Source organism: Aliiglaciecola lipolytica (assembly GCF_018860635.1).
GTDB classification, from domain to species: Bacteria; Pseudomonadota; Gammaproteobacteria; order Enterobacterales; family Alteromonadaceae; genus Aliiglaciecola; species Aliiglaciecola lipolytica_A.
In genome coordinates this window covers 84,430-97,546 of the sequence record NZ_JAHKPT010000011.1, presented here as the reverse complement: position 1 = coordinate 97,546, position 13,117 = coordinate 84,430, and the positions used below count along the sequence as shown (strand labels likewise).

General features: G+C 40.5%; 10 protein-coding genes. 5 read left to right on the top strand and 5 right to left on the bottom strand.

Translation table 11 applies throughout. The features are described from left to right. Positions 1-352: 352 nt before the first annotated feature. The 4 genes from KO530_RS05575 to KO530_RS05560 all read left to right on the top strand — a co-directional run bounded on the left by KO530_RS05575 (position 353) and on the right by KO530_RS05560 (position 4,492). Positions 353-1,975, top strand: coding sequence for a tetratricopeptide repeat-containing response regulator (locus KO530_RS05575; RefSeq protein WP_216047422.1), 1,623 nt, complete (start codon positions 353-355; stop codon positions 1,973-1,975). A gap of 119 nt (positions 1,976-2,094) precedes the next feature. Continuing rightward, the gene (locus tag KO530_RS05570; RefSeq protein WP_216047421.1) at positions 2,095-3,882 is read left to right on the top strand and encodes an ABCB family ABC transporter ATP-binding protein/permease; all 1,788 of its coding nucleotides are present in this window, start codon (positions 2,095-2,097) and stop codon (positions 3,880-3,882) included. A 14-nt stretch (positions 3,883-3,896) separates the two neighbouring features. Continuing rightward, positions 3,897-4,118 (top strand): DUF3820 family protein, encoded by a 222-nt coding sequence (locus KO530_RS05565; protein ID WP_216047420.1) that lies wholly within the window; start codon positions 3,897-3,899, stop codon positions 4,116-4,118. Positions 4,119-4,147: 29 nt separating this feature from the next. Continuing rightward, entirely contained in the window at positions 4,148-4,492 is a 345-nt protein-coding gene (locus KO530_RS05560) for a hypothetical protein (RefSeq protein ID WP_216047419.1), read from the top strand. A gap of 63 nt (positions 4,493-4,555) precedes the next feature. On the opposite strand, the gene rpsO is transcribed toward KO530_RS05560, so the two are convergent. Further along, entirely contained in the window at positions 4,556-4,825 is a 270-nt protein-coding gene (rpsO, locus tag KO530_RS05555; protein ID WP_216047418.1) for a 30S ribosomal protein S15, read from the bottom strand. A gap of 246 nt (positions 4,826-5,071) precedes the next feature. Here rpsO and KO530_RS05550 point away from each other — a divergent pair, with 246 nt between their 5' ends. Next, positions 5,072-7,408 (top strand): M20/M25/M40 family metallo-hydrolase, encoded by a 2,337-nt coding sequence (locus KO530_RS05550; RefSeq protein ID WP_216047417.1) that lies wholly within the window; start codon positions 5,072-5,074, stop codon positions 7,406-7,408. Between the two features lie 100 nt (positions 7,409-7,508). Here KO530_RS05550 and truB read toward each other — a convergent pair whose 3' ends face one another. The 4 genes from truB to nusA all read right to left on the bottom strand — a co-directional run bounded on the left by truB (position 7,509) and on the right by nusA (position 13,091). After that, positions 7,509-8,459: a tRNA pseudouridine(55) synthase TruB gene (truB, locus tag KO530_RS05545; protein WP_216047416.1), complete on the bottom strand. Its 951-nt coding sequence runs from the start codon at positions 8,457-8,459 to the stop codon at positions 7,509-7,511. Next, positions 8,459-8,887: a 30S ribosome-binding factor RbfA gene (rbfA, locus tag KO530_RS05540; RefSeq protein ID WP_216047415.1), complete on the bottom strand. Its 429-nt coding sequence runs from the start codon at positions 8,885-8,887 to the stop codon at positions 8,459-8,461. Before rbfA ends, truB begins: the two co-directional genes overlap by 1 nt. A gap of 72 nt (positions 8,888-8,959) precedes the next feature. Then, positions 8,960-11,569, bottom strand: coding sequence for a translation initiation factor IF-2 (gene infB / locus KO530_RS05535; RefSeq protein WP_216047414.1), 2,610 nt, complete (start codon positions 11,567-11,569; stop codon positions 8,960-8,962). 28 nt (positions 11,570-11,597) lie between these two features. Next, positions 11,598-13,091, bottom strand: a complete 1,494-nt coding sequence (nusA, locus tag KO530_RS05530) for a transcription termination factor NusA (RefSeq protein ID WP_216047413.1) — start codon at positions 13,089-13,091, stop codon at positions 11,598-11,600. Between the last annotated feature and the right edge of the window lie 26 nt (positions 13,092-13,117).

Sequence of the window (13,117 nt, the reverse complement as noted above, 5' to 3'; positions counted from 1 at the left end):
AAGCCCAGTAGCGTCCACCACCCTTTCTCTATTTCTCTATTTCTCTATTTCTCTATTTCTCTATTTCTCTATTTCTCTATTTCTCTATTTCTCTATTTCTCTATTTCTCTATTTACAAATTTAAATCAACAGTACCTTAGTTCAAGCTTTACATAGCCGTTCAGCTGCTGAATTACTCCTTTGGGGAATCTATTGGCATTGCCTCCCCTGCTCTGTGATTAAATCCTTTTGCAACAAATCATGTTATTTCCTTGATTCACCTCCAAAGATTTCGCTTAAGAAAACAAAAAGCCCTTATTAAATTGCCGTAAAGTACGATAACCTAAGCATCTGTTTGCAAATTTACTCGCTTATGAATCCCCAAATATCGAAAGAGACAAAAGTACTAGTCGTTGATGATCAAGTTTTAGCAAAAGGATATATGAAATATTCCTTAGAAGAACTCGGCTTTAATAACATTACTTATGTGGATAGAGCTCAACATGCATTGAATAAAATCAGGCATGAGCACTACGATCTTATAATTTGCTCATACAACTTAAAGAAAGATCACGATGGTTATCACCTTTACGATCAGCTAAAACATAATGGCGAGCTAGAACCAAGCACCGCATTTATTTTTATCAGTGCTGACACCACCTCTGATTTAGTTCACAGCATTGTCGAGTTGCAACCCGATGACTTTCTGGCCAAGCCCTTTACAGTAAATGATTTGGATAGACGCTTAACAAAAGTGTTAGTGAGAAAGCGAGCGTTAAAAAAAGTCTATCGTTTTATGGGTAAAGGTCAGCTTTCCAAAGCACTGGCTGAAGTTGAATTATTTTTATCCGAGCCCAAAAACGCTGAGTTTTTTCCTCTGGCCCTTAAAACCAAAGGAGAGTTACTATTAGCCTGCGGTCACTTTGAGCAAGCAAAAGAGTTTTATCAAGCAATAATCAATGTGCAATCGTTCACGTGGGCGCAGTTAGGCTTAGTAAACGCCCATATTCGACTCAATGAAGATGATGATGCGGAAAAGTTAGTCCTGGAATTAGCCTTTAAATCCGATTCGCAATTAGCCGCATACGATTTATTATCAGCTCTGCATATCAAACAAAAAGATTTTGATGTCGCTCTCGAGTGCGTTGTGATGGCAACTGAAATCTCACCTCGAAACATCAGACGCCACAAAACCGCCTTGGATTTATCGCGCATTACCCATGACTACGAAACCCAATTTGATGCCGCCAAAAAGATTGTACGTTTTGCTAAAGATTCCATTCACGATAAGCCAGAAAACTATCTAAACGTAGCGCGAGCCGGTATTGACTTTGCCATGACAGCAGATGAAAGTGAAACCTACAACTTACTTAAACAAGCTAATGAATATGTAAAACAATTCAAGTCTGCATTCCCCAAAGCGGAACTACATGACCAAATTAAAGTGATTGATGCCCGATTACTTTATTTACAAGATGAAAAAGAAAATGCTAAAGCCCTGCTTGATCAGCTTGCAGAAGAAAACTGGGAATTAGAAAGTATGGATGCCCTGTTAGACAAAGCCAAAGCGTTTCATGAGTTAGGACTTTACGAAAAATCAAGCAACATCATGGATGTGATCGAACAACGTTGTAAGAAGGACGAAAAGCAAGGCAGTTTATTTTTACACTATGTTAGACAAGAGAAACTGGAACGATCCACTATTAAACAAACTCCCAAAGAGCTTAACAATTCAGCAGTCGCTTTCTACAGACGGGGGGATCTTGAAGATGCCTTACGAGTTTTCAGACAAGCCTTTACGGTTATGCCAAAAAATATCGCTATTGCATTAAATTTACTACAAGCCATTACCATGAATGAAAATACCAATAAAGCTGACCTTTCGATTCAAAAACTTATCGATAATTGTATTAGGGTGATAGAAAACGGCGAACTAAATGATGAACAGTTTGAGCGTTATCAAAAGGTAAGAGAGATGCTGCACGAGAGTGCCTAATCCAGCATTCTATTTACCACCAACAAGCTATAAATTCATGCCGTTTGCTAGAAAACCAGGATTAAGTTAACCAGCTTTTCTGATAAACTACCTGCACATTTTATCTGTGCAGCAGCAATATGCGTTCACGAAGAATACCAATTGATCCCGATACCCCAGTCAACTGGCTGGTCCTCAAACAACTTTGGCCTTATTTATTAGAGTTTAAACAACGAGTTTTACTCGCGTTTCTTTGTTTAGTTGCAGCTAAAGTAGCCAGTGTTGGGCTTCCCTTCGTACTGAAACACACTGTGGATAGTCTAAACTCAAAAACCGAGCAATTAATTCTAGCGCCTATTGCACTGATCATCGCCTATGGCACATTGCGCCTTGCCAACGTTTTGTTTGGTGAAATAAGAGATACCCTTTTTGGCAGAGTTACAGAAAGAGCGATGCGCAGAGTCGGTTTACGTGTGTTTGAGCATCTGCATAGCCTCGACTTAGATTTTCACCTCAATAGGCAAACAGGCGGACTCACCAGAGACATAGAAAGAGGCACTAGCGGAATAAGTTTCCTAATGCGCTTTATGGTATTCAATATTGGGCCAACGCTAATAGAAATAGCCATGGTGGTAGGTTTGTTGTTCTATAATTACGGCTTTAACTTCGCCATAGTCATTCTATTGTCAGTAGTGTTCTACGTGATATTTTCCATGAAAGCCACTGACTGGCGCACCAAATATGTTCGTGAAGTGAACCTTGCTGATTCCAGCACCAATACACGAGCCATTGATAGCCTGCTGAATTATGAAACGGTAAAATATTTCAACAACGAAGCATATGAAGCTGAGCGATATGATAAGGACTTAGCTGGTTGGGAAAGTGCCAGACGTAAAAATAGATTATCACTGTTTGCATTAAATGGTGGACAGGCATTGATCATTGCCATCGCAATGACAGCCATGATGGCAATGGCTGCATATGGTGTTGCAGATGGCGTTATGACAATTGGTGACTTTGTTCTAATAAACGCATTCACTATGCAGATATTTATGCCGTTAAATTTTTTGGGATTTGTGTACCGTGAAATTAGAGGCTCACTGGCAAATATCGAAAATTTATTTGCTCTGCTTGGAAAGTCCCCCGAAGTTAAAAATAATCATAAAGACAATGATTTAAAGGTATCAGGAGCACAAATAACCTTTTCCAACGTTGGGTTTTGTTATAACAATGATCGTCCTATACTGAATAATTTATCATTCAGTATAGATGCAGGGAAAAAAATCGCCGTTGTGGGTGAAAGCGGTGCAGGAAAATCAACGATAGTTAAGCTATTGTTTCGTTTCTACGATGTAACAACAGGAAAAATACTGATTGATAATCAAGATATCAGTCAAGTGTCACAACAGTCCTTGAGAAAAGCCATTGGTATAGTGCCGCAAGATACCGTTTTATTTAACGACAGCATATTTGAAAACGTGCGATACGGTCGACCGACAGCCTCAGATGACGAAGTTCAACAAGCCATTGATTTAGCCCATTTAAGAAAATTTGTAGACAGCTTACCCAAAGGTGCTGAGACCCAAGTAGGTGAGCGTGGACTTAAACTATCTGGTGGCGAAAAACAGCGGGTAGCAATTGCTAGAACTATACTTAAAAAACCACCTATTCTAGTCTTTGACGAAGCCACTTCATCATTAGACAGTCAGTCAGAAAAAGCAATCTTAGACGCCATCAAAGAAGTCTCTCAGGGACACACAAGTGTCGTGATTGCCCATCGTCTTTCAACCATTATTGACGCAGATAAAATTGTAGTGGTTGATAATGGAGCTGTAGTAGAACAAGGTACACATTCCGAGCTTTTAAACCAAAATGGCTTATATAAGAAGCTTTGGGATACTCAGCAAAACTCAGAACACCACGATTAGAATGAAGCGCCCTAATGTTTGATCCAACAGTTATAAAACAAGCAGTAAACCAAACAATGCCATTTGGTAAATACGCAGGACGAAAACTGCTGCACTTACCTGAGCCTTATTTGGTGTGGTTTCACCAAAAAGGATTTCCAGAAGGAAAACTGGGGGAGCAATTGGCTTTGATGTATGAAATAAAACTCAACGGATTAGAGTCTATGCTTGCACCTTTATTAGATGAAAACCAGTAGTTGAAATCAATTCGATTCGAGAGTTTCCCATGAGAACAGGCAGAAGTGGTAGCAAACAACCTAGCGCCATTGATGATAATTTATTGGCCATTCACCAGCGTATTGGCGAAAAACTATTGCAATTCCCCGAGTTGATTCAATTGGTTGAAGAAAAGCTAGAATCACGATTTAAGGCAGGATTAATTTATCGCGGAGTATATTTAGATTGGTGGTCAATACTGGAACTTAAAAATAACATGCCCAGTTTGGTTTCGCAGCTTTGTACTGTAAATGAACAAATGAATAAATTACGACGCCACTCCCCTTTTGTAGGTATTTTGTCGGAAAGCGAGCGAGAGGAATTTTTCAGTCAATTGGAAAGCAAAAAACAATAGCTAATTTTTCAAGCTGGATCAAAAAAGGCGCTTTCAAGCGCCTTTCTGTAGTATCTAATCGAATTAACGACGTAGACCTAAACGTTTGATAAGATCTTGATAACGCTCTACGTTTTTACCTTTAAGGTAATCAAGTAACTTACGACGTTGACTAACCATACGTAACAAACCACGACGAGAGTGGTGGTCTTTCTTATGATCAGCAAAGTGACCTTGCAATTTATTGATGTTGTTTGTCAATAAAGCAACTTGTACTTCAGGTGAACCTGTATCGCCTTCTTTAACACCAAAGTCAGCAATGATTTGTGCAGTTTCTTGAGTAGTTAGTGACATATTTTTCTCCAAATTAAATAAAGACTCGCCGATCACTAATTCAGCGGAGTCGAAAGAGCGCGTATTATAGCGATGCCGGCATTTTTATCAAGGTAAATTACGTATAAATACGGATTGCAGGAATATCTTCCGGTATTTTTAATTGTTACATGGAAGTTTGTATCTTTTTTGTTTTACATTAAGCTAAGGATTATGAGTTCTGCATAAGTCTTACAAGTTGTGCGGCAAACACTACAAAGGAATGTCATGCCAAATTACGAAAAGAACGCTTCAAGACTGATAAGTTTCCTAGTGATTATGGCAATTGTATTCACTGTAGTTCTTACATGGAAAGCTCAGATGCCTTCCGATGATGCCCAATACAAAATGGGCAGTGTGGATATATCCGCATCCAATATACGGACCCACCTATCAAAAATAGCGGAATATCCCCATTTCACAGGTTCAATTGAGCACACCAACGTACGAGAATATATTGTTAATGAGTTAGAAGAGCTTGATTTAGAGGTCGAAGTGCAAACTACGTTAGCACTGTCGTCAAAATATTTCGTTGCATCAAACGTGGCAAACATTATCGCGAAGATTCCGGCCACAACCCAGCCTGGGGGAAATAAAGGTTTAGCATTAATGTCCCATTACGATTCCGCTAATGGATATTCTCCTGGTGCAAGTGATGCTGGTAGTGGTGTGTCGACTATTCTTGAGTCAATCCGAGCTTTTTTAGAAAGTGGATTACCCCACAGTAATGATATTTATATTATTTTTACCGATGCAGAAGAACAAGGTTTACTTGGCGCACTAGGTTTTGTAACTGAACACCCAATAGCAGATAAAATTGGCTTAATCCTAAACTTTGAAGCGCGAGGCTCCGGTGGCGCAAGCTTTACGTTACTAGAAACCAATCAGGGAAATAAAAAATTAGTTAAAGAATTAGCTGCTGCAAAGCTTTTTTATCCAACGGCCAACTCTTTAATGTATAGCATCTATAAAATGCTGCCAAATGACACAGATCTCACTGTATTTAGACAACGAGCAGACATCAACGGCGTAAATTTTGCGTTTATTGATGATCACTTCGATTACCATTCAGCCCAAGATACCCCCGACCGATTAGATACGTCTAGTTTAAATCACCAAATTAGTTATCTATCTGCTCTACTGCCTTACTTTTCCAACGCGGATTTAGAAAAACTCAAGTCAGAAAAAGATGTGGTGTACTTTAATTTTGCCAACATTGCACTTTATGATTATCCATTTTCGTGGGTACTGCCCATGAGTATTCTAGTAGCTTTGGTGTTTTTGATGATGACCATAACTGCAATTAAGAAAAAACAACTTAAAGCTAAATCTATATTGATTGCTACTATTCCACTCATTTTAAGTCTTCTAATTGCCGTTTGCATTGGAGTAGCCGGTTGGCATGGTTTGTTATGGATTTATCCGCAATTCAATGACATCCCACAGGGTTTTCCTTACGGCGGCCACTACATTTTAGCTACCGCAATCTTGCTTACAATGGCTTTAAATATTTGGACATACCAAATATTGACCAAGAAGTTTCTTAGCATAAAGGTAGTTGAGTGGTATATACCGATTATTGCAATGTGGATTGGCATCAATATTTTGATAGCCATTTTTCTAACCGGTGCAGGTTTTTTTATAATTTTAGCGGTTACTCCTCTTGCAATCTTTGGCAACATTCTGCGCTACAGAACCACTGCAAATAGAAAAGCAATAACCTACACACTTTTCAGTTTACCTGGATTAGTCATAATATCGCCTTTGATACCCGTTTTTGTAGTGGGTCTAGGGCTTTCGAATTTAGCTATTGCGACAGTTATGAGTACTCTATTACTGATGACGTTATTGCCAATATTATTTGTCGTAAAAGGTATTCGAAGCGTTCAGTTGTTTTGCTTGGCTGGGGCATTCATTAGTTTTGTAGGTATATATTTGAACGCAGACTATTCAGTTGAACGAAAAAAACCAAGCAGTGTCAATTACGTTTATGATACCGAATCAAAACACGCCATGTTATATTCCTATAACCTGCATTTAGACAGTTTTGTGCAACAATTCTTCGCCGAAAACGACACCAACACAAGCCTTTTAAATGATTTAATCTCCTTTAGAGCGAGTCGTTCTGCTCATTATGTAACTGCCACAACAGCACTTGATATTCCTCCCTCGAATGTAACCGTAAGTAGCTCAGTAGATGAAAATGATGTAATCCACTTAGTATTGACAGTCGAACCGAATCGTCCGATTAACTCAATTGAAATAATAAGCGATGAACCTATAGATATTTTTGGTTTAGCAATTAACCATAAAGCATTCGAAATAAAGAACAGCAGAAAACGAGACAATTTTGTGATGTATTACGTTGTGACGGATCAGCAACCGATTGAAATAACGATCGATTATCGCCCACAAACGCTTCCAGCAACATTACGATTAGTGGAAACCAGTCGAGATTTACCAAAACAATTGGCGCAATTTACACCGAGAGCCGAAAATATAATGCCATCGCCTTTTAGAATTACCGATGCGGTTATGATTAGCCAGCCCATCAAGCAAAAATAATTGTCCACTGAAAACAAAAAACTCAGGTTAAACTGCGGTAAATTTGCAGTCTCTCCTGAGTCTTAATTTATATAAACGTTTAATTCTAACGAAGAGGAAACTATCTTACGACTAAGCGTTTAGGTGCAATCTGTTGATTATCATCAATGAAACCAACCCCTAGAAACAAATCATTTGAATAAACTCTAACTTGAGAGTCAAGTGGAAAAGATACAGCTTGTTTAGCGTTAACTGGATTGCCATTACAAAAGTAACTTGCTCGTTCGGCTTCTAATTCAACTTCTGGCAACGCCTTAACCGGCGAATCCATTGCCAATAACAATGCATCTAACGCTACAAAACTGCTGTCATCCATTATATCTAATTCATTATCATCAATGCTCTGACGTATCGCTAACAGCTCATCTAAAGTAATAACTTTATCTGCCGGGTAATCGGCCACATTAGAGCGGTGTAAACGGCTTACAAATGCGCCACAACCTAATAGTTGCCCAATATCGTCCACCAAAGATCGAATATAAGTGCCTTTACTACAGTGCACTATCATATCGACTTTATTGTCTTCAATCTTTTCGATTTGCAAAGAATAGATAGTGATTTTGCGTGCTTCTCTGGGTACTTCAATACCCTGTCTTGCATAAGAGTAAAGGGGTTTACCTTGATACTTTAAAGCAGAAAACATCGAAGGTACTTGATCAGATGTACCAACAAAGCTCAAACAGGCCTCTTCAATTTGCCCATTAGTGACCTCTACAGGTTTACTTTCAACAACCTCACCATCTGCATCAGAAGTTGTAGTACGTACTCCTAATGTTGCCGTTACTGAATAGGTTTTATCGGCATCAAGTAGAAACTGAGAAAACTTAGTAGCCTCCCCCAAACAAATAGGCAACATGCCTGTTGCCAAGGGATCTAACGCGCCGGTATGCCCAGCTTTTGCAGCATTGAAACACCGTTTAACCTTCTGAAGAGCATCATTGGAAGATAATCCCAAGGGTTTATCGAGCAATAACATGCCGTCAATCCCACGACCTTTACGCTTTCTAGCCATTAATTATTTTCGTCCGTTTCCTGATCTTCTTTATCTAAGTCACGACCTGCTTTCAACGCGCGCTCTTTATCGTCATTTAATGTTTGTGACACTAAAGTCGAAATACGAATACCTTCAGTAATTGAAGTATCTTGATAAAACTTCAATGCAGGTACCGCACGCATACGCATACGCTTGGCTAACAAAGTACGAATAAAGCCTTTGTTATCTTCCATTATTTGATTGAATAACTTCAGTTTTTCTTCATCAGTCTCAAAAAATGTCACATAGACTTTTGCATGGGCTAAATCTCGAGAGACATCAACGCCAGACACAGTCACCATGCCTAAACGTGGGTCACGATTTTTAAATTCGTTTTGGAAAATGCTGGCCACTTCTTTGTGGATTTGCTGTCCAACTCGTTCAGTGCGGGAAAATTCTCTAGCCATACTGACACTCCTAAATTCCAGTCAAAAACGGAGGCTTAAGCCCCCGTTTTAAATTAAATTGAAACGCGAGGGTTAAATTTCGCGTTTTACTTCTACGGTTTCGAATACTTCGATTTGGTCACCGACCTTAACATCGTTGTAGTTCTTCACGCCGATACCGCATTCCATACCGTTACGTACTTCTTGTACGTCGTCTTTGAAGCGGCGAAGTGATTCAAGTTCACCTTCATAGATAACCACGTTTTCACGAAGCACACGGATAGGCGCACTACGTTTAATGTTACCTTCAGTTACCATACAACCAGCGATTGCACCAATTTTCGGTGATTTAAATACATCACGTACTTCAGCCAAACCAATAATTTGTTGTTTGAACTCAGGCGCAAGCATACCGCTCATTGCTTGTTTAACTTCATCTATCAGGTCATAAATAACACTGTAGTAGCGTAAGTCGATTTCTTCAGCTTCAATAATACGTCTTGCAGTAGCATCGGCACGAACGTTAAAGCCAACCACAATGGCGCTTGAGGCTGCAGCTAAACTAGCATCAGTTTCAGTAATACCACCAACACCGCTACCTACAATAATGACTTTTACTTCATCAGTAGATAGTTTAGTTAACGATTCTGAAATTGCTTCTACAGAACCCTGAACGTCAGCTTTTAATACAACATTAAGTTCGCTAACATCACCAGCTTCCATATTGGCAAACATGTTTTCAAGTTTAGCTTTTTGTTGTTTAGCTAATTTCAAATCACGTTGCTTAGTGTGACGCTTACTTGCAACTTCACGAGCTTTACGCTCATCTTGCACAACTAAGGCATCTTCACCTGCAATAGGAACACCAGACAAACCTAGCACTTCTACTGGAGTTGAAGGACCGGCAACCGTTACTTCATGACCATTTTCGTCGCGCATCGCACGAACTCGACCGTATTCAATACCACAAAGCAAGATATCACCCGCTTTTAACTCACCTTCTTGTACAAGCACAGAGGCAACTGGTCCACGACCTTTATCAAGGCGAGATTCAATCACGATACCCTTTGCTGGGCCTGTTGGTACGGCTTGTAAATCTAGTAGTTCAGCTTGCAACGAAATCGCTTCTAGAAGCTCATCGATGCCCATACCTGTTTTCGCAGATACGTTTACGAATTGGTGTTCACCACCCCATTCTTCTGAAATAACTTCAAGTTGCGATAATTCAGTCTTAACACGATCTGGGTCGGCTGCTTCTTTATCCATTTTGTTAACCGCAACAATCAAAGGTACGCCAGCAGCTTTGGCATGCTGAACAGCTTCTTTTGTTTGTGGCATTACGCCATCGTCTGCGGCAACAACCAAGATAACGATATCTGTTGCGACTGCTCCACGAGCACGCATTGCGGTAAACGCGGCGTGACCAGGAGTATCTAAAAATGCAATACGACCATTATCTGTTTCAACACTGTAGGCACCAATGTGCTGGGTAATTCCACCCGCTTCACCATCGGCTACTTTAGCTCTGCGGATATAATCCAACAAAGACGTTTTACCGTGATCAACGTGGCCCATAATAGTCACCACTGGCGCTCTGTTTTCTTTATCGCCAGAAGCCTTACCAGCTAACAATTCATCTTCTAATGCGTTGTCATTCACCAACTCGTATTTATGACCCATTTCTTCAACTACTAGTACAGCAGTGTCTTGGTCTAATACTTGGTTGATGGTAACCATCTCACCCATTTTCATCATCGCTTTGATAACTTCTGTGGCTTTAACGGCCATCTTGCTGGCAAGTTCGCCAACATTGATAGTTTCACCAATACGAACAATACGTTCTACAGGTTGCGCTGGTTTATTAAAGCCGTGCTTAAGATCGGCACCAGCATTCTTTTTCGATTTTTTACGACGACGAGAACCGCGCTCGACTTGTGCATCTTCTTCATCTTCAGCTTCTTGAGCGTAACGGTTAGAGTGCAAATGCACTTCTTCAGCTTCCTGCTTTTTACGACGCTCTTCTTCTTCTTTCCAACGACGCTCATTTTCTTCTGCTAAGCGTTTTGCTTCTTCAGCCGCTTTTTTCGCATCTTCTTCAAGTTTGCGCTGAGCTTCGTCTTCCTGAAGTTTACGAATGCGTTCAGCTTCAAGTCTTGCTTCTTCTTGCGCTGCTTTTTCTTCCGGTGATAACTGCACTTCTTCTTTTTGACGAGCAGCAGCATCCTTTTTCGCTTGTTCTATTCTTGCCGCTTTCTCAGCTTCCGCTTTAGCTTTAGCTTCTGCGGCTTTGATTGCTTTTTCTTCAGCGGCTTTTTTCGCTTCTTCTGCAGCTTTACGCTCTGCTTCAAGTTTTTCCTGCGCTTCTTGCGCTTTACGCTTAGCTTCTTCTTCGGCTAAACGCGCTTCTTCAACATCAGTACGTTTAACGTATGTGCGCTTTTTACGCACTTCAACTTTAACAGCTTTCGACTTACCTACACTTAACGTACTGGTAGTCTTGCGTTGCAAGGTCATGCGCTTTGGTCCTTCAGAACCATTGCCACCGTGAGATTTGCTCAAATGATCAAGCAATTGACGCTTTTCATCTTCAGTGATCATATCACCTACTTTTTTAGTCAAACCTGCGTCTGCAAACTGCTGAACTAAGCGATCAACTTGAGTTCCTATGTCGGTGGCTAGTTTTTCGATGGAGACTTCTGCCATATAGCTGTATTCCTCTTGTTGATCTTACTTATTCTTCACTAAACCAAACGATGTTACGTGCAGCCATTATTAGCTGTCCGGCTTTTTCTTCGTCTAGTTCTTCTATATCACTTATTTCATCAGTACCTTGTTCGGCTAGGCCTTCAAGGTCTGTAATTCCTCGACTTGCTAGTACGTAGGCCACATGGCGCTCCATACCTTCGAGGTTTAGCAATTCTTCTTTTGGCTCAGAAGCTTCTAATGACTCTTCATTTGCCAATGCTTGGGTAGTCAGTGCAGCTCTCGCTCTACCACGAAGTTCCTCAACCATATCTTCATCGAAACCTTCGATGGCTAGTAATTCATTAGCAGGAACATACGCAATTTCTTCTACAGTTGTGAAGCCTTCATCCACTAAAACAGCGGCGAAATCTTCATCAATATCAAGGCTATTAATAAATACCCCTAATACTTTTGAGTTCTCTTCTTCGTGCTTAGAGTTCAGGTCTTCAACGGTCATGACATTTAATGTCCATCCCGTTAACTGACTGGCTAAACGTACATTTTGACCGCTACGACCAATTGCCTGCGCTAGGTTGTCGGCTTCAACAGCCACATCCATCGAGCCCGCATCTTCGTCAACAACGATTGAAGCCACTTCAGCAGGTGCCATTGCGTTGATTACGAATTGAGCTGGATTTTCATCCCATAATACGATGTCAACACGTTCACCACCAAGTTCACCAGAAACCGCTTGAACCCGAGATCCACGCATTCCTACGCAAGCACCAACAGGGTCTAAACGTTTGTCGTTGGTTTTCACCGCAATTTTAGCCCGTGAACCTGGATCACGAGCAGCAGCTTTAATTTCTAAAGTCTCTTCTGCGATCTCAGGTACTTCTATACGGAACAACTCAACCAACATATCTGGGTGAGTTCGGCTAATAAACAACTGTGCTCCACGAGCTTCAGGACGAATTACGTATAACAATCCACGTACTCGGTCACCCGGACGGAAAGTTTCACGAGGTAACATATCGTCACGATAAATAACGCCTTCAGCGTTATTACCTAAATCGACAATTACATTGTCGCGATTGACTTTTTTCACTGTACCAGTAACCAAATCACCCACACGGTCTTCGTATTCAGCGATCATTTGTGCACGTTCGGCTTCCCGTACTTTTTGCACGATTACCTGTTTGGCGGTTTGAGTAGTGATACGGTCAAATTTAATAGACTCAATTTGGTCTTCTATAAACTCACCCAATTGAATTTCAGGTTCATCTACTTGGGCTGCAGAGAACGTAATTTCTGCATACGGGTTTTCTTGTACCTGATCATCAGGAATAACTAACCAGCGACGAAAAGTATCAAAATCACCAGTTTCACGGTCGATGTTAACTCGTACTTCAATTTCGCCTTCATTTTTCTTTTTAGTAGCGCTGGCAATAGCATATTCTAATGCCTCAAAGATCTTCTCTTTGGGAACCTGCTTTTCATTTGAAACGGCTTCCGCCACTAACAAAATTTCTTTATTCATCGTTGCCTCACTGATTGCTTCCCTAA